Annotated in this window: 15 protein-coding genes and 1 riboswitch; of the genes, 6 read left to right on the top strand and 9 right to left on the bottom strand. The window is 71.2% G+C overall.

Annotated features, from left to right (window positions below; genetic code table 11):
- Nucleotides 1–62: 62 nt before the first annotated feature.
- Genes BMZ92_RS22720 through BMZ92_RS22710 form a run of 3 tightly spaced genes read right to left on the bottom strand, consistent with a single transcriptional unit; the run spans nucleotide 63 to nucleotide 3,365 of the window.
- Nucleotides 63–1,817 (bottom strand): ABC-F family ATP-binding cassette domain-containing protein, encoded by a 1,755-nt coding sequence (locus BMZ92_RS22720; RefSeq protein WP_091511072.1) that lies wholly within the window; start codon nucleotides 1,815–1,817, stop codon nucleotides 63–65.
- Nucleotides 1,818–2,777 (bottom strand): 4-(cytidine 5'-diphospho)-2-C-methyl-D-erythritol kinase, encoded by a 960-nt coding sequence (locus BMZ92_RS22715; RefSeq protein ID WP_091511070.1) that lies wholly within the window; start codon nucleotides 2,775–2,777, stop codon nucleotides 1,818–1,820.
- Between the two features lie 9 nt (nucleotides 2,778–2,786).
- Nucleotides 2,787–3,365, bottom strand: a complete 579-nt coding sequence (locus BMZ92_RS22710) for a TetR/AcrR family transcriptional regulator (protein WP_091511068.1) — start codon at nucleotides 3,363–3,365, stop codon at nucleotides 2,787–2,789.
- 133 nt (nucleotides 3,366–3,498) lie between these two features.
- Between BMZ92_RS22710 and BMZ92_RS22705 the strand changes: the two genes are divergently transcribed.
- Nucleotides 3,499–4,920 carry an MFS transporter gene (locus BMZ92_RS22705; protein WP_091511066.1) on the top strand — a complete coding sequence of 474 codons (1,422 nt, stop codon included), beginning with the start codon at nucleotides 3,499–3,501 and terminating at the stop codon, nucleotides 4,918–4,920.
- A gap of 53 nt (nucleotides 4,921–4,973) precedes the next feature.
- On the opposite strand, the gene BMZ92_RS22700 is transcribed toward BMZ92_RS22705, so the two are convergent.
- The 5 genes from BMZ92_RS22700 to metG all read right to left on the bottom strand — a co-directional run bounded on the left by BMZ92_RS22700 (nucleotide 4,974) and on the right by metG (nucleotide 11,642).
- Nucleotides 4,974–5,987 carry a methionine ABC transporter ATP-binding protein gene (locus tag BMZ92_RS22700; RefSeq protein WP_091511198.1) on the bottom strand — a complete coding sequence of 338 codons (1,014 nt, stop codon included), beginning with the start codon at nucleotides 5,985–5,987 and terminating at the stop codon, nucleotides 4,974–4,976.
- A 173-nt stretch (nucleotides 5,988–6,160) separates the two neighbouring features.
- Nucleotides 6,161–6,252, bottom strand: a riboswitch (SAM riboswitch).
- Between the two features lie 126 nt (nucleotides 6,253–6,378).
- A complete protein-coding gene (rsmA, locus tag BMZ92_RS22695) occupies nucleotides 6,379–7,233 on the bottom strand; it encodes a 16S rRNA (adenine(1518)-N(6)/adenine(1519)-N(6))-dimethyltransferase RsmA (protein ID WP_091511063.1) in 855 nt (284 codons plus the stop codon).
- A 93-nt stretch (nucleotides 7,234–7,326) separates the two neighbouring features.
- Nucleotides 7,327–8,715, bottom strand: a complete 1,389-nt coding sequence (locus tag BMZ92_RS22690; RefSeq protein ID WP_177228826.1) for a resuscitation-promoting factor — start codon at nucleotides 8,713–8,715, stop codon at nucleotides 7,327–7,329.
- 244 nt (nucleotides 8,716–8,959) lie between these two features.
- Complete coding sequence (locus BMZ92_RS22685) at nucleotides 8,960–9,826, bottom strand: TatD family hydrolase (RefSeq protein ID WP_177228824.1); 867 nt, start codon at nucleotides 9,824–9,826, stop codon at nucleotides 8,960–8,962.
- Between the two features lie 16 nt (nucleotides 9,827–9,842).
- Nucleotides 9,843–11,642, bottom strand: a complete 1,800-nt coding sequence (gene metG / locus BMZ92_RS22680; RefSeq protein ID WP_091511056.1) for a methionine--tRNA ligase — start codon at nucleotides 11,640–11,642, stop codon at nucleotides 9,843–9,845.
- A 48-nt stretch (nucleotides 11,643–11,690) separates the two neighbouring features.
- Here metG and BMZ92_RS22675 point away from each other — a divergent pair, with 48 nt between their 5' ends.
- From BMZ92_RS22675 to BMZ92_RS22660, 4 genes are all read left to right on the top strand, one after another.
- Nucleotides 11,691–12,290, top strand: coding sequence for a PadR family transcriptional regulator (locus BMZ92_RS22675; RefSeq protein ID WP_091511054.1), 600 nt, complete (start codon nucleotides 11,691–11,693; stop codon nucleotides 12,288–12,290).
- Nucleotides 12,291–12,371: 81 nt separating this feature from the next.
- Complete coding sequence (locus BMZ92_RS22670; protein WP_091511052.1) at nucleotides 12,372–13,358, top strand: ATP-binding cassette domain-containing protein; 987 nt, start codon at nucleotides 12,372–12,374, stop codon at nucleotides 13,356–13,358.
- A complete protein-coding gene (locus tag BMZ92_RS22665; RefSeq protein ID WP_091511049.1) occupies nucleotides 13,351–14,115 on the top strand; it encodes an ABC transporter permease in 765 nt (254 codons plus the stop codon). Before BMZ92_RS22670 ends, BMZ92_RS22665 begins: the two co-directional genes overlap by 8 nt.
- 139 nt (nucleotides 14,116–14,254) lie before the next feature.
- A complete protein-coding gene (locus BMZ92_RS22660) occupies nucleotides 14,255–14,869 on the top strand; it encodes a GH25 family lysozyme (RefSeq protein WP_091511047.1) in 615 nt (204 codons plus the stop codon).
- Between the two features lie 5 nt (nucleotides 14,870–14,874).
- Here the strand turns inward: BMZ92_RS22660 and BMZ92_RS22655 are convergent, their stop codons facing one another.
- On the bottom strand, nucleotides 14,875–15,855 hold the full coding sequence (locus BMZ92_RS22655) for a glycoside hydrolase family 183 protein (RefSeq protein ID WP_091511044.1): 981 nt from the start codon (nucleotides 15,853–15,855) through the stop codon (nucleotides 14,875–14,877).
- Between the two features lie 202 nt (nucleotides 15,856–16,057).
- On the opposite strand from BMZ92_RS22655, the gene BMZ92_RS22650 reads away from it, so the two are divergent.
- Complete coding sequence (locus BMZ92_RS22650) at nucleotides 16,058–17,428, top strand: FAD-binding oxidoreductase (RefSeq protein WP_091511042.1); 1,371 nt, start codon at nucleotides 16,058–16,060, stop codon at nucleotides 17,426–17,428.
- The last annotated feature ends 9 nt before the right edge of the window (nucleotides 17,429–17,437 follow it).

Below are 17,437 nucleotides of genomic sequence, written 5' to 3'. Positions count from 1 at the left end.
CGAGCCCCCTCCGGATCCGTGTCACTCTCCCTGACGGACGGGGCGCCGCCGGTGTGACCGGATCACTCGACGAGTTCGGAGGTTTCCAGCCAGCGGGCCTCGACGTCGTCCTTCTCGGCCAGCACCGCCTTGAGCTCCGAGTTCAGCTCCACGAGCTTGCCGGGGTCGGTGGCGTGCGCGGCCAGCTGCTCGTGCAGCTCGGCCTCCCGCTTGGTCAGCACGTCGAGCCGCCGCTCCAGCCTGCCCAGCTCCTTCATCGCGGCGCGGTGTTCCGCGGCGGACGACGTCTTCGGCGCGGGCGCGGAGGCCGGCGCCGGTGCCACGACCACGGAGCGACGCGAGAGGTACTCGTCGATGCCGCCGGGCAGGTGCGTGATCCCGCCGTCGCCGAACAGGGCGTACACCGCGTCGCACACGCGTTCCACCAGGTACCGGTCGTGCGAGACGACGACCAGCGTGCCCGGCCACGAGTCGAGCAGGTCCTCCAGCTGCTGCAGGGTGTCGATGTCGAGGTCGTTGGTGGGCTCGTCGAGCAGCAGCACGTTCGGCTCGCCCATCAGCAGCCGGGCGAGCTGCAGCCGCCGCCGCTCACCGCCGGAGAGGTCCTCGACGGGCGTCCACTGCCGGGCCGCCGGGAAACCGAGCCGTTCCGCCAGCTGCGAGGCCGACATCTCCTGCTTGCCCAGCACGACGCGGCTGGAGATCTCCTCGACCGCTTCCAGCACGCGCAGCTGCCCCGGCAGCTCCTCCAGCTCCTGCGACAGGTGCGCGAGCCGGACCGTCTTGCCCTGCACGCGCCGTCCGCCCGCGGGCTCCGACTCCCCGGCCAGCAGCTTCAGCAACGTCGTCTTGCCGGACCCGTTGACGCCGACCAGACCGATCCGGTCGCCGGGCCCGATGCGCCACGTGACGTGGTCGAGCACCGGCTTGTCGCCCGCGGTCAGACTGACGTCTTCCAGCTCCAGCACGGTTTTGCCGAGCCGGCGCCGCGCGAAGCTCAGCAGCTCCACCGAATCACGCGGCTGCGGGACGTCGGCGATCAACGCCTCGGCCGCCTCGATCCGGTACCGCGGCTTCGACGTGCGCGCCTTGGCGCCGCGCTGCAGCCACGCCAGTTCCTTGCGCGCCAGGTTCTTCCGCTTCTCCTCGGCACTCGCCGCCAGCCGGGCGCGCTCCGCGCGGGCGAACACCCAGTCCGCGTAGCCGCCTTCGTACTGCTCGACGTTGCCGTTCGCGACCTCCCACGTGCGCCCGCACACCGTGTCGAGGAACCAGCGGTCGTGCGTGACGACGACGAGCGCAGTGCGGCGCGCCAGCAGGTGGTCGGCGAGCCAGCGCACCCCTTCGACGTCGAGGTGGTTGGTGGGCTCGTCGAGCACGACCAGGTCGAGGTCGCCCACCAGCGCGGCGGCCAGCGCGACGCGGCGCCGCTCGCCACCGGAGAGGTTCGCGGTCGGCGATTCCAGGCCCAGCGCGGTCAGCCCGAGGCCGTCCACAATGGACCGCACTCGCGCGTCGGCGGCCCACTCGTGCTCGGCGGCGTAGTGGGACAGCACGGCGTCCCGCACCGTGGTGCCCTCGCCCAGCTCGGTGCGCTGGGTGACCACGGCCATCCGCAGGTCGCGGACGCGGCTCACGCGGCCCGAATCGGGTTCGGCAATCCCGGACAGCACCTCCAGCAGCGTGGTCTTGCCGCCACCGTTGAGGCCGACGACACCGATGCGCTCCCCCTCGGCCACACCGAGGGAAACGTTGTCCAGCAACGGCTTGACGCCGTAGGACTTGCTGACGGACTCGAGGTTGATCAGGTTGGCCATTTATGCGTGCACCTGCGGAGGAGGAGTGGGACGAACGTCGTCACCGGTGACGAAACGGGCACCCGGCACCGGTCCGTGTGCCACCCGCGTCGTGCGGCACACGCCCGCGCCCGCCAGCTCGGCCGCCACCTCCAGCGCGGTTTCCGCGTCGGCGCACAGGAAGGCGCACGTCGGGCCCGAGCCCGAGACGGTGCCGGCGAGCGCACCGGCGTTGACGCCCGCGCGCAGCGTCCGGCGCAGGCCCGGCCGCAGCGAGACCGCCGCGGCCTGGAGGTCGTTGCCGAGCAGCAACGCGAGCTGCCGCGGATCACCGGAGGCCAGCGCCTCGACGACCGGGGCGTGCGAACCGACGCGGGGCGGGTTGCCGTTCTCCCGCAACCGGTCCAGCTCGCCGAACACGCTCGGGGTGGACAGTCCTTCGTGGTCGAACGCGAGCACCCAGTGGAAGGTGTGCCGGGACAGCACGGGCACGAGCTGCTCGCCGCGGCCGGTGCCCAGCGCCGTGCCGCCGTAGAGCGCGAAGGGCACGTCGCTGCCGAGCGTCGCGGCGATCTCGGCCAGCTCGTCGCGCCCGAGGTCCAGCTTCCACAGCGAGGACAACGCGACCAGGGTGGCCGCCGCGTCCGCGCTGCCGCCCGCCATCCCGCCGGCGACCGGAATTCCCTTGCGCACCACGACGCGCACCTTGGGATCGGTCCTGCCGACGTGCGCGGCCAGCGCCTCGACGGCGCGCCACGCCAGGTTGTCGGGACCGGTCGGCACGTCCTCGGCGCCTTCGCCGGAGATCTCCAGGCCCGGCTCCTCGGCGACCGCGACCGTCACCTCGTCCGACAGGGACAGAGCGTGGAACACGGTCGTGAGGTCGTGGAAACCGTCCTCGCGCAGGTCGCCGACGGACAGGTGCAGGTTGATCTTCGAAGGCACCCGCACGGTCACTGGTGGCGGTACGACGGCTAGCACCCGTCAAGACTACGTGGCGTCCCCGGCAGGCCGCCCGCGAGGAGAAACAAGGTCGAGCGCGACCTCCAGCGCGACCTTCCCGGGCTCCTCGACGGGGGTGTCCTCCCACATCTGGGGGGCGTTGCCCATGACGAGCGCGGCCAGCGCGAGCCGCCCGCGCAGCAGCGCCGCCGGATCGCGCTCACCGGCGGTGATGATGGTCATCAGTTCCTTCATCCGCGCGACCAGCGGGTTGCGGTCGTGGAAGTCCTTCAGCGCGGGCTGGTTCTCCTGCCACAGCCGCATCACGGCGCCGTACCGCCCCCCGATGAGCGCGGCCAGCCGCCGGATGAGCTCCTGCCGGGTCCCCGCCGGGTCCTCCTGCGCACGCGCCCACTCCAGCACCTCGTCCACCGAGACGGCGAGGTCGTCCAGGAGGCTCGCGACGATGTCCTCCTTCGTGCGGAAGTGGTAGTACAGCGCGGCCTTGGTGACCTCCAGCCGTTCCGCGATCTCCCGCAGCGACGTCTTCTCGTACCCCTGGTGGACGAACAGGTCGAGCGCGACCTGCTGGATCCGCTCCCTCGTGTCGCTGCGACGCCCCGCCATCGCCCACCCCTTCCTGAGAACTTCTCAAACTGACTTGACGCCCGGCTAGTTTTGAGCTTACCTTACGTCCGGCTAGTTAACTTGTCGGCCGTCAAGTAATGCCGACGCCAGCCTACTGCTTGAGGGGAACTCCATGACAACCACACTCGCGGCCCCCGAGGGGGCCAGAACCGACCAGCGCCGGTGGTGGGCGCTGGTCGCGATCGGACTGGCCCAGCTGCTGGTCATCGTCGACACCACGATCGTCAACATCGCACTGCCGTCCGCCCAGCACGAGCTGGGCATGTCCGACGCCGCCCGGCAGTGGACGATCAGCGCGTACACGCTGGCCTTCGGCGGCCTGCTGCTGCTCGGCGGCCGGCTCGCCGACCGGCTCGGCCGCAAGAACACGCTGATCGTCGGCGCGATCGGGTTCGCGCTCGCGTCGGCCGTCGGGGGCGCGGCGAGCGGACCGGGCATGTTCATCGCGGCCCGCGCGGCGCAGGGGGTCTTCGCCGCGATGCTCGCGCCGTCCACGCTCTCGCTGCTCACCGTCACCTTCACCGAGGCGAAGGAACGCGCGAAGGCCTTCGGCATCTTCAGCGCGATCATGATGTCCGGCGCCGCGCTCGGGCTGCTGGCCGGTGGCGCGCTCGCCGAGTACCTCGACTGGCGCTGGTGCCTGTACGTGAACCTGCCGCTCGCGGCCGTCGCCGCCGTCCTCGGCTGGTTCGTGCTGCCGAAGGTCGAAGGGCACCGCGAGACGAAGCTCGACTGGATCAGCGCGATCCTCGGCAGCGGCGGCATCGTCTCGCTGGTCTACGCGCTGTCCGAGGCCGCGACCCGCGGCTGGGGTTCGGGGCTCGTGCTCGGCTTCCTCGCGGCCGCCGTCGTGTTCGTCGTGGCGTTCGTGGTGCGGCAGACCAGGGTTGCGAACCCGCTGCTGCCGCTGCGGATCCTCGCCGACCGCACCCGCTCGGCCGGCTACCTGACGATCGCCGGTGCTTCGTTCGGCATGTTCGGGATGTTCCTGTTCCTGACCTACCAGCTGCAGGCGATCATGCACTACAGCCCGTTCCAGGCGGGGCTGGCGTTCCTGCCGTTCCTGCTGGGCAACGTGCTCGTCTCGACGCTGCTGTCGCGGCGCCTGCTGCCCAGGACGGGCCCGCGGCCGCTGCTGGTGATCGGGCTGCTGCTGATGGGCGCGGGACTGGTGGTGCTGACCCAGCTGACCCCGGACTCGTCCTACTGGGGCCTGATCCTGCCGGTCGAGCTCGTGGTCGGCGCGGGCGGCGGGTTCGCGATGCCCGTCGTCATGAACACCGCGACCGCGGGGGTCGAGGCGCGGGAATCCGGGGTGGCGTCGGCGTTCATCACCACCTCGCAGCAAGTGGGTGCCTCCCTGGGCACGGCGTCGCTGAACACGATCGCCTCCAGCGCGACGGCGTCGGCCGCCGGACTGGGCACCGTCGGTGCCACCGTGCACGGCTACGCGGTCGCGAACGGCTGGGGTGGGGCGATCGTCGCCGCCGTCGCCATCGGGGTGGGGGTGCTCGTCGGGCCGAAGAAGGCCTGACGAGCAGAAGCCGCCCCACAGGTGGGAGGACCTGTGGGGCGGCTTCGCCTGTCTCAGGCGGCGACGAGGTGCTTCGCCGCGCCGGTCAGGTGGGTGACGTGGGCACCGTGCTCCGCGATCCACGCCAGCGCCGGGTCGGCCTGCTCGCCGCGGACCCCGACGCGGAAGCGCGCGACGGGGGTGTCGCCGATGCGGGTCAGCCCGCCGCCGATGGTCGCCAGCTCGACGTCGAACCGGCTCGCGGCCTCGGGCAGCAGGGCGCCGACCGCGGCGAAGCCGATGAGCACGACGTCCGCGGCCCGCTCGTACGCCGCGAGCTGCGACTGGGGGGTGTCGATGGCGGGCAGCAGGGTGTCGGCGATCCGGCTGCCGGGGTCGGTCAGCAGGCCGAGCAGGTTCCCGTGCTCGACGACGCGGCCCGAGTCCAGCACCGCGACCTGGTCGCACACGCGGCGCACGACCCCGCCGTCCTGGGTGGTGAGCACGACCGTCACGCCCAGTTCGGCGCGGGCCCGGTCGAGCACGGTGAGCACCGAGCCGGCCTCCTCGGGGGCGATCCCGCCGGTCGGGTCGTCGGCGAGCAGCACCGCGGGGCCGGTGGCGAGCGCACGGGCCAGCGCGACGCGGCGGCGCTGCCCCTCGGTCAGTTCACCGGGCTGCAGCGTCGCGCGCTGGGTCAGGCCGACGAGGTCGAGCGCACGGCCGACGCGGTTGCGGCGCTGCGGGCCGTCGACGCCGAGCTGCTCCAGCGGGGCGCCGACGTTGCCTGCGACGGTGCGCTCGGCGTGCAGCGGCGCGGCGCCGTCGAGGACGGCGACCTGGCGGCGCACCTCGCGCAGCCGACGCCCGTCGAGCGCGGCGGTGTTCAGCCCGTCGAGCCGCACCGTGCCGCGGTCCGGTTTCTCTTGCAGGGCAACGACCTTGGCGAGCGTCGACTTACCGGCACCGGCCGGGCCGACGACCCCGTACAGCGAACCGGCCCCGATCTCGAGGCTCACGTCGCGCAGGGCGAGGACGGGGGAACTCTTGCCGGGGAAGGACTTGGTCAGGTTCTCGACAGTGATCAACGAAAGCTCCATGGTGTGTGCGCGCGTCGCGAAGAACCGTCCACAGAGGACGGCGGCGGAAGAGAGGATCGAACTCAGCGAAGAGAACGGTCAGCGACGACACGCACACACGGTGCGACGGCACTCATCGACGACCCGGCGCCTGGTGAGCATTCGCGTGCGGTACACAGGTTCCTCCATCGATCCTGGCGGTAGCACCTGCCCTCTCGGGGGGTGGTTGCTGCGACTTCGGCGAGCCAGGTCTCTCAGTCGCTCGGGATGGATACCCTCAAAGTAGAACGGATGTCCTGTGTTCCGCGCAAGTATCCGGGGTCAGATCACACCGCCGGTTCACACGGACGGCAGAGTCTGGGCCAGCCGCTTCGCCCGACCGCCACCCCCCACGGTGACGCTACGCGACGCTGTGTCGTCGCTCCGCGATTTGCGCAAACTCACGGACGGTCAGCTGCTCGCCGCGAGCACCCGGATCGACGCCAGCCGCTTGGAGCAGCTCCCCCGCGCGAGCGGCGGAACCCGCCCACGAAGCGAGTGCGGCCCGCAACGTCTTGCGCCGCTGGGCGAACGCCGCGTCGACGACGGCGAAGACCGCGTCCCGGTCGGCCGACGTGACCGGCTCGGCGGCGCGCTCGAAGGAGACCAGCGCGGAATCGACGTTCGGCACGGGCCAGAACACCGACCGCGGCACCGCGGCGACCTTGCGCGCCGTGCCGTACCACGCGAGCTTCACGCTCGGCACGCCGTAGATCCGGCTGCCCGGCCCCGCCGCCATCCGGTCGGCGACCTCCGTCTGCACCATCACCAGCGCGCGGGCCAGCGACGGCAGCTCGGCGAGCAGGTGCAGGACGACGGGCACGGCGACGTTGTACGGCAGGTTCGCGACGAGCGTCGAAGGCGGCTCCGGCAGCTCCTCCGCACGTAGCCTGAGCGCGTCCCGCTCCAGCACGGTCAGGCGCGCCGCGTCCCCGGGCGCCCGCTCGGCGACCGTCTCCGGCAGCCGCGCGGCGAGCACGGGGTCGATCTCGACGGCCGACACGCGGGCGCCGGCGGCCAGCAGACCCAGCGTCAGCGAGCCCAGTCCGGGCCCGACCTCCAGGACCGCGTCCTCGCCCGCGACCCCGGCCAGCTCCACGATGCGGCGCACGGTGTTCGGGTCGTGCACGAAGTTCTGCCCGAGCTTCTTCGTCGGCCGCACGTCCAGCTCGGCGGCCAGCCCGCGGATCTCGGCCGGACCGAGCAGTGTCGTCACAGCCGGACAGCGTACCGGCAGGCCCCGGGAACGCCGCCGGGCGCCACCCGCGAGGGGTGGCGCCCGGCGAAGAGGCGAAAGGGAGGGAAGGGGTCAGGCGCGCTGCCCGCAGATCGGCCAGGCGCCGTAGCCGCCGCGGTCGTCGCGGACCTTCTCGGCGATCGCGATCTGCTGCTCGCGGGTCGCCTGGCTCGGCAGCGGCGCGTACGCCGTGCCGCCGTAGGCCGCCCAGGTCTGCTTGTCGAACTGCAGGCCGCCGTAGTAGCCGTTGCCGGTGTTGATCGACCAGTTGCCACCGGACTCGCACTTCGCGATGCGGTCCCACACCGAGCCGTCACCGCTGATCGTCGGCTGCTTGGTGCCGACGCGGACGATCTTCGGCTTGGCCTCGGTCAGCACCTTGACCGACAGCTGCTCGCGCGCGGTCTCCTGGCCGTTGCGCTTGGTGATCCGGTAGGTCACCAGCTGCTTGCCGGGCGTGCCCTGGTCCTGCACGACCTGCTTGCCCGCGTCCAGGGTGTTGTCCTGGACCTGCTGGACCGGCGGGTCGATGTCCTCTTCCTGGTTGATCACGGAGATGCCGGTGCGGCTGATGTGCACCTCGGCCCCGTCGGTGAGCTTGAACTGCAGCCCGCCCTCGACCTGGTCGTCGGGGCCGAGCGACAGGTTCTGGTCCCTGAGGAAGTCCGCCGCCGTGATCGCGGTGGTGGTGACCTGGCGGGGCGCGGCGTCCCCGTCGTAGACCGTGACGTGCTTGAGCGTGTTGATGGTGACCGTCGAGCCCGACAGCGGCAGCTCGGCGGTGGGGGCCATCGAGAAGAACGTGCCCTGGCCGAACTTGCCGCTCAGGCCCAGCTGGTCGAGCGCCTCGGCGAGCGTGTCGGCGCGGACCCAGGACTCCTTGGCCTCGCCGTCGACGACCAGGTTGAGGTGGCGGCCCCGCTCGAGCTTGATGACGCCGCCGTCGCCGACCGGCGCCTGCGGGGACGGGGACAGCGCGTCGTGCTCGCCGACGGTGAGCCCGGCGTCCTCCAGCACCTCGCCGACGGTCTTGCCGAAGCTGTGGACCGTCTGCGTGTGGCCGTCGACGTCGACCGTGACGCTCTTGTTCATCGCCAGCGCGGCCGCGCCGCCACCGGTGATGCTGATCAGGAGGGCCAGGACCGAGCCGCGGAGGAACCGCTTCTTCCAGGTCTTGACCGCGGAGACGAGCGCCTTCTCGGGCTCCGCCTCCGCCGTCGCGGTGCGGTCCTCGGAGGCGAGGTCCGGCAGCGCGAGCGCCGGGAGCATGGTGGTCTCGGCGTTGATGAGCCGGATCAGCTCGTCGACGTCGAGCTCGGCCTCGGCCATCAGGTCGTCGGCGTCGGGGCCCAGCACCGTGCGGACGTCGTGCTCGGTGATCGCGAGGTCGTCCGAGAAGTCCCAGTCGTCCTCGGGGTTCGGCCAGTCTTCCGCGCCCGCCGGCGCCAGAGGCGCAAGCAGAGTGCCGACCCCGCCAGCAGCGGTGGACGACCCGAAATAGGCCGTGTCGTCCAAGCGCGCGTGAGCCTGTCTACTACCAGTCACAGCAGGTCGTTCCCTTTCGCACTAGCGGCTCCGCCGTCTCTGTCATCCCCGACCCCGACCTGCACTGACAGAACTGCGGAGGTGCGCAACCGATTAATCGGCCGGCACGATCACGGGACAGTAACGGGTCTGGCGGGGTTGCGCAAACACCCCGCGGAATCTAGTGGCCTTCGTCACTCCTCCGTGTGGCGGGTCCCGCTCCCCGAATGTCGCAATCCGTCAAAGCCGTTGTGACGGAAGGCAACCGGAACACGTCCTCGGCGTTCCGGCAAGCCGCCGAAGCGATCTCTTCGACGGGCTGTTGCCGCAGTTCAGCGAGGTACCGGACGGTGTAGGCCGTGCAGTAGGGCTCGTTGGGCCTGCCGCGGAACGGGTGCGGTGTGAGGAAGGGTGCGTCCGTTTCGACCAGGAACTGCTCCGAAGGGACCAATTTCGCGGCCTCCTGGAGCGCGGTGGCGTTCTTGAACGTCACGGTGCCCGCGAAGGACAGCACGTACCCCGCGTCGACGCAGCGGCGCGCGAAGTCCGCGTCACCGGAGAAGCAGTGGAACACGACCCGCTCCGGCGCGCCCTCCTCGGCCAGGATCCGCAGGACGTCCTCGTGGGCGTCCCTGTCGTGGATCATGAGCGGCTTCCCCAGCCGCTTGGCGAGGTCGATGTGCCACCGGAACGCGTCCTGCTGGGCGTCGTGCGGGGCGTAGTCCCAGTAGTAGTCCAAACCGGTCTCACCGATCGCCACGACGCGCTCGGCGGCCGCCAGACGCTCTATTTCGGACCGCTCGGCATCGCCGAAGTCCTTGGTGCGCGTGGGATGGATCGCCACGGCGGCGAACACCCGGGAGTCCCACGTGGACGCGTCGGTGACCCACCGCGCCGAGGCGAGGTCGTCCGCGACGGTCACCACGCGGGTGACCCCGGCGGCCTCCGCACGGTCCACCATCGCCGCCACGTCCGCCGCGGTCTGCGCGCCGCAGGCGTCCAGGTGCGTGTGTGCGTCGACCACCGGCGCCGGAAGGCGCTCCGGCACCGGCGGCCGCTCCTTCTTATTCGGCACGCTCGATCGGCGCCCACTCCGGGCCGGTCTCGCCGAGCTTCGGGTCCAGCTTCGCGAACAGCGGGGTCGGCTTGGCCAGCGGACGGCCGACCTCGACCGGCGTGGACTCCCAGCGCGCCTGCTCGCCCGCGTAGTTCCCGGTGAGGATCGGGTTGACGCGGCCGGGGATGTCGAGGTCCTCGACGTCCTTCAGCTCCGGCTGCGCCGCCCACACGCCCGTGCCGCCCAGCGCCTCGTGCACCTTCTGCGCGGCGTGCGGCAGGAACGGCGTCAGCAGCGTGTTGGCGTCCGAAACGACCTGCAGCGCGGTGTGCAACACCGCGTCACGGCGCTCCGGGTCGTCCTTCAGCTTCCACGGCTCCTGGTCCGACAGGTACCGGTTGGCGGCGCTGACGACCCGCATGGCCTCCGTGGCCGCGAGCTTGAACCGCGAGCGGCTCAGGTGCCCGCCCACGGTCTCGAACGCCCGCCGGGACACGGCCTTCAGCTCCTCGTCGGCCGGCGCCGGCTTCGTCGGCGCCGGGATCGCACCGTTGTTCTTGTGCGCCATCGAGATGGACCGGTTGACCAGGTTGCCCCACTCGTTGGCCAGCTCGAAGTTGGTGCGCCGGACGAACTCGTCCCACGTGAAGTCGGTGTCCTGCGTCTCCGGGCCCGCCACCGAGATGAAGTAGCGCAGCGAGTCCGGCCCGAACTCACGCAGGAAGTCGTGCACGTAGATGACCGTGCCGCGCGAGGTGGAGAACTTCGAGCCGCTCATGGTGAGGAACTCGCTGGAGACGATCTCGTCCGGCAGGTTCAGCGTGCCGTACTTGCCGATCTCCCCGCCGCGGTCGCCCGCGCCGTTGTGCCCCAGCAGCAGGGCCGGCCAGATCTGGGCGTGGAAGGTGATGTTGTCCTTGCCCATGAAGTAGTAGCCGCGGGCGTCCGGGTTGGTCCACCACTGCTGCCACGCGTCCGCGTCACCCGAGCGGCGCGCCCACTCCACGCTCGCGGAGAAGTAGCCGATGACCGCGTCGAACCAGACGTAGAAGCGCTTGAGCGGCTGGTCGCGCCAGCCGTCCAGCGGAACCTTCACGCCCCAGTCCAGGTCACGCGTGATCGGCCGGGGCCGCATGTCGTCGACGAGGTTCTTGGTGAACTTCAGGACGTTCGGCCGCCAGTCGGTGCGGGTGGACAGCCACTTGCCCAGCGTCTCGGTGAACGCGGGCAGGTCGAGGAACAGGTGCTCGGTCTCGACGAACTTCGGCGTCTCGCCGTTGATGCGCGAGCGCGGGTTGATCAGGTCGGTCGGGTCGAGCTGGTTGCCGCAGTTGTCGCACTGGTCGCCGCGCGCACCGTCGTACCCGCAGATGGGGCACGTGCCCTCGATGTAGCGGTCGGGCAGGGTGCGGCCGGTGGACGGGCTGATCGCGCCGGTCGTGGTCTTGGGCACGACGTAGCCGTTGCGGTGCAGCGCCAGGAAGATCTGCTGCGTGACCTCGGCGTGGTTGCCGGTGGTGGTGCGGGTGAACAGGTCGTAGCTCAGGCCCAGCCCCTGCAGGTCGGAGCCGATCTGGCGGGTGTACTTGTCCGCCGTCTGCTGCGGGGTCAGCCCCTCCTTGTCCGCCTGGACGGTGATGGGGGTGCCGTGCTCGTCCGTCCCGGACACCATGAGCACCCGGTTGCCGGCCATTCGCTGGTAGCGCGAGAAGACGTCCGACGGGACGCCGAAGCCGGACACGTGGCCGATGTGGCGGGGGCCGTTGGCGTACGGCCAGGCCACCGCCGTCAACACTGGGGTGCTCATGCTTTATTAGCGTACGGGGACTGTCGCGTCCGTTATTGGGAGGTGCTGGTGTCGGCGACCCGGCTGCTCGTGCTCGGCGTGGTCCGGATGCACGGCAGCGCCCACGGCTACCAGGTCCGCCGCGAACTGCTCACGTGGTCGGCGGACAAGTGGGCCAACGTGCAGCCCGGCTCGATCTACCACGCGCTGAAGAAGATGACGGCCGAGAAGCTGCTGGAGCAGGTCGAGACGGAGAGCGGCACGGGCCCGGACCGCACCGCGTACCGGCTCACCGAGGACGGCGAGACCGAGTTCCAGCTGCTGCTCGCGAAGTACCTCTCGCAGTCCGGCGAGCCCGACTCCTCCCAGGACGCCTACCGCCTCGGCGCGGCGCTCACCTTCCTGCCCGCGCTCCCCCGCGCGCGGGCCATCTCGTTGCTGCGGCAGCGGGCGACGCAGATGGAAGCGCAGCGGGCGACGGTCGCGGGGGTGCTGGAGCACGGCACGGACTGGGGACAGCCCGCGCACGTCAGTGAGCTGTACCGGCTGTGGGGTGCGCAGGTCGGGGTCACCGTGGAGTGGGCCCGTGACCTCATCGCCCGCCTTGAAGCGGGCGAGTACGTCATGGCGGACGATCCCGGACAGTCATTCGGCCAGCGCCCGGCGTAATCAAGTTTGACCAGCTCCCCATGCTGATGGGTAGAGTGCTGCGCACTTGCTAGTCAAATTTGACTACCGGAAGGGGAGACCATGATCAGGGCACGCGGTCTCGCGCGGCGGTTCACCGCGCGCGGCCGCACCGTCGACGCCGTCAGGGGTGTCGACCTCGACGTGGCCACGGGGGAACTGGTCGGCTTCCTCGGCCCGAACGGCGCCGGGAAGACGACGACGCTGCGGATGCTCACGACCCTGCTGCGCCCGACCGCCGGGGAGGCCACGGTCGGCGGCTGCGACCTGCTGACCGACCCGGCCGGGGTGCGGCGGCGGATCGGGTACGTCGCGCAGAGCGGCGGCACCGCGGCCGAATGCCGGGTGGGCGAGGAGATCGAGCTGCAGGGCCGGCTGTACGGGCTCACGAAGGCCGACGCGCGGAGCCGCGGGGCGGAGCTGACCGAGCAGCTGGACCTCGCGGGGCTCGACCAGCGGCTGACCAAGACGCTGTCGGGCGGGCAGCGGCGGCGGCTGGACATCGCGCTCAGCCTCGTCCACGACCCCAAGCTGCTGTTCTTCGACGAACCGACCACGGGCCTGGACCCGCAGAGCCGGGCCAACCTGTGGCAGCACATCCGGCGGCTGCGCGACGAGCACGGCGTGACGTTGTTCCTCACCACGCACTACCTGGACGAGGCGGACGCGCTGTGCGACCGGATCCTCGTGATCGACAACGGCGAGATCGTCGCGGAGGGCACGCCGGACTCGCTGAAGGCCCGCGTGTCCGGCGACGGCGTGACCGTCGGGGTGGCCGAGGAGCAGGTGGCCGGTGCCGCGGAGGTCGCGGCCAGGCTGCCCGGCGCCCACGAAGTGACCACAGTGGACTCCGCGGTGTCCTTCCGGGTGCCGCGCGGGGACACCGCCATGCCGGAACTGCTGCGGGCGCTGGACGCGGCGGGGATCGCGATGACCTCGGTGCGGGTGCAGCGGCCGACGCTCGACGACGTGTTCCTCACGCTCACGGGCCGCAGCCTGCGGGACGCCGAGCAGGGCACCCCGGCGGGGCAGGAGGCCGTCCATGCGTGAGACGTGGTTGATCTTCCGGCGGGACCTGCTGCTGTCGCTGCGCAACCCCGCCTGGCTGATGATCGGGATCATGCAGCCGGTGCTGTACCTGGTGCTGTTCGGGCCGCTCATGGAAAAGGTCGTCGGGAGCACGCCCGGTTTCCCGCCGGGCAGCAGCTGGACCATCCTGACCCCGGCGCTGATCGTGCAGCTGGCGTTGTTCAGCTCGTCGTTCGCGGGGTTCGCGTTGCTGGCCGACTACCGCAGCGGCGTGCTGGAACGGCTGCGGGTCACGCCAGCGAGCCGGATCGGCCTGCTGCTGGGCAAGGTGCTGAACAACGCGGTGCAGGCGGTGGTGCAGGCGATCCTGATCACGGTGCTGGCGTACGTGGCCTTCGGGCTGGACGCCCCGCTCGGCGGGGTGCTGCTCAGCCTCGTGATCGTGGCGCTGGTCGCGGTCACCCTCGCTTCGGCGTCGTACGCGGTCGCGCTGACCGTCAAGAGCGAGGAGGCGTTCCCGGCGCTGCTGAACGCGGTGCTGATGCCGGTGCTGCTGTTGTCGGGCATCCTGCTGCCGATCACCAGCATCCTGGCGCCGGACTGGCTGTACTGGCTGTCGCGGGTCAACCCGTTCACGCACGTCGTGGACGCCGAGCGCGCCACCTTCCGCGGCGATTTCACGTTCGACGCGCTGTACTTCGGCGGACTCGTGCTGCTGGTGATGGCGGTGCTCGCCGTGTGGTGGGGCGCCCGCACCTTCCAGCGGGAGAACGCGTAGGAACCGCGGGCGGCGGCCGGTTTTCCGGTCGCCGCCCGCGGTGTGAGGTGAATCGGTTCCGGGTGCGTCGGTCCCGCGCCCCGGCGTTTTCGCACCTAGAGTGGCTGCACGACGCCACGGGGAGTGCGAAGGTGGAGGTTTGACCGAGGACGAGACGGCGCGTGGGATCAACCTGTCGCTGCACGCGACCGTGGCCGACTGGGACACGGTCCGTTCTGCCGCGGTCGTTTTCGCCTCGATCACGGTGACGGAGAACGTGAACTGGGCCGACACCGGTGCGCAACGGCAGATCGCGGCCGCGCAGGAGGCCGGCGTGCGCGCGGGGATCCGGCACTACGCCCGGCCCGGTGCCCCGCACGACCAGGCCGAGCACTGCGTGCGGCTGGGCAAGCAGCTCGGCGTGTTCGGCCCCGGTTCGCTCGCCCCCGCGCTGGACGTGGACGCCGCCGGGGTCGACGACCGGTTCGTCAAGGCGTGGATCAAGGGGGTGCGGCAGGCCGCGGGCATCCGGCGCGTGCTCGTCTACGCGCCCTACGACTCGTGGCTGCACCACCTGAACCCGGACAAGTGGGCCGACTCGGACGTGGTGCTGTGGGTGCGGCGGCACAACGGCATCCCCGGCCGCCCCGGCTGGTTCCACCCGCGGCTGGGCGTGCACCAGCACCGCGCGGCGCCCATCGCCCCCGGCCTGTCCGGCCCGATCGGGCTGGACGCGCTCGTCTACCCGTTCACGCTGGCGGACATCCTGTTGTGAGGCGCTCAGCCCGCCAGCCGTGACCGCATCAGGAACACGTTGTACGGCCCCCACTGCGACATGAGGTAGTAGATGTCGGGACCGTCGAGGGCCCACGGGTGCAGGTAGCCGCCGTAGAGGCCCGGGTACTGTGCGCCGGGCACGGCGACCTCGCCAGGAGACCACGGACCGGTGAGCCGGTCGGCGGTGCGGAGGAGGATCGCCCCGCGCGGGTCGTCCAGGTGCAGGGCGAGCCACCGTCCGAAGTGGACATGGTACGCGATGGACAGTTCCCCCACCGGTCCGCTCAGCACCGGGACGGCGGCGAACTCGTCACGGCTCCAGCCGGCGCCCGTGTAGTACTCGTACGCGGAGGCGTCCAGCACCTCGGGCACCCGCGCGCGAGCGAGGTAGGCGTCGCCGTGGCGGCCGTTGGTGGTGCCGAACAGGTACACGTGGTCGCCCTCGCGGGCGAAGGCGCACATCTGGAACGGGTCGTCGCGGCGGCTGGCGCGGTTGATCCAGCGGGCGCCCTCCGGCTTGTGCCAGGTGACCCCGCCGTCCGGCGAGACGGCGATGCCGCCGTAGTTGGTGTGCCAGTGCCCGGGCGGCCCCCACTCGCGGACGGACATGTACTGCACGTACTGCACCCCGTCGATCGCGATGCCCGAATTCGGGATCACGGTCACCTCGTCACGACGCGGGTCGCGCGGGATGACCTGTGCCGCGGTGCCGTCGGCCCGGGGGACGAAGCCGTCGAGGACGAGACCGCGGGAAAGGTCCCTGGTGCGGGAGAAGCCGAGGGCGTTGCACCGCCAGTCCGCGCTGTTCGGGCCTCCCCCGTCCCCGCCCCAGCCCTCGCCGAAGGTGTCACCGAACAACACGAACACGCGCCCGTCGCCGCCGTCCCACAGGATCCCGAGATCGGTCCCGTGCACGGCGAAGCGCTCGTCGGTGTGCCCAGGCCCGGTCACCTTCGCGACCAGCTCCGTCCCCTCGACCTCCATGCGCTCCAGGCTAGGTGCCCCGCCGGTCTGCCACAGCGAGGAATTTCGTGCGCGCTGTCCTTCCTCCCCCGTTCGCGGTAGGGGCGAAGAATCACGCGAAGAACCCCCGCCTGGCGATCGCATTACCCACCGTCCGCAGCGGAGTTCCGTGGGGACTTCCGCCTCCTTGAGGCACGCACGGGCGGGGTGTGTGCTGGCTCCTATGACTCCTTCGACGGTCGAGGCCCTGCGTGAGCGGATGCGCGGTGAGGTCATCACGCGCGACGACGAGAACTACGACGAGGCGCGGAAGGTCTACAACGCGATGATCGACCGCTACCCGCGTGTGGTCGTCCGGCCGGTGAACGCGGGGGACGTCATGGTGGCCGTGGACTTCGCGCGGGACACCGGCGCGGACCTCGCCGTGCGCGGCGGCGGGCACAGCGTGCCCGGCTTCGGCACCTGCGACGACGGCGTCGTGATCGACCTGTCCGCCATGCGCGGCGTCCGCGTCGACCCGGAAAACCGCGTCGCGTGGGCGGAAGGCGGTGCCACGTGGGGCGACTTCAACGCCGCCACGCACGCCTTCGGCCTCGCCACCACCGGCGGAATCATCTCCACCACCGGTGTTTCCGGTCTCACGCTCGGCGGCGGCATCGGCTACCTCGACCGCGGCGCCGGGCTTTCCTGCGACAACCTCGTGTCCGCGGACGTGGTCACCGCCGACGGCCGGTTCCGCACGGCGAGCGAGCACGAGAACGAGGACCTGTTCTGGGCGCTGCGCGGTGGCGGCGGCAACTTCGGGGTCGTGGTGTCGCTGGCGTTCCGGCTGCACCCGGTGCGCGACGTCTACGGCGGGCCCATGCTGTTCGAGCTCGAGCACGCGGCGGACCTGCTGCGGTTCTACCGCGAGTTCATCGTCGACGCGCCCGAGCAGTTCGGCGGTTTCCCTGCGTTCCAGATCGCGCCGCCGCTGCCGTTCATCCCCGAGGAGCGCCAGGGCGAGCCGTTCGCGTTGTTCGTGGCCTGCTGGTCCGGTCCGGTGGAAGAGGGCGAGCAGGCGCTCAAGCCGCTGCGCGAAGTCGCGCCGACCGTGGCCGAGCACGTCGGCCCGATGCCGTACCCGGCGCTCAACAGCGCCTTCGACGGGCTCGTCCCGCCGGGCCTGCAGCACTACTGGAAGGCCAACTTCGTCACGGAGCTGGCCGACGACGCGATCGCCGCGCACGTGGCCCACGGTCCCCGGCTCCCCGCGCTCAACTCCACCATGCACATCTACCCGATCAACGGCGCCTGCCACCGGGTCTCCCCGGACGAGACGGCCTTCGCCTACCGCGACGCGAACTTCGCCGCGGTCATCGCGGGGATGTGGCCGGACCCGGCGCGCAACGACGAAGGCATCCGCTGGGTGCGGGACTACTACGCCGCGATAGCCCCCCACTCGGAGGAGGGTGGCTACGTCAACTTCATGGCGGGCGACGACCAGGACCGCGTGCGCGCGAACTACCGCGGCAACTACGACCGGCTGGCCGAGGTGAAGAAACGGTACGACCCGGACAACCTGTTCCACCTCAACCAGAACATCCTGCCGTAGGCCGCCACG

Origin of the sequence: Amycolatopsis sacchari (assembly GCF_900114035.1) — a bacterium.
Classification (GTDB): Bacteria; Actinomycetota; Actinomycetes; order Mycobacteriales; family Pseudonocardiaceae; genus Amycolatopsis_E; species Amycolatopsis_E sacchari.
This window is presented reverse-complemented; position numbering and strand designations above follow the sequence as displayed.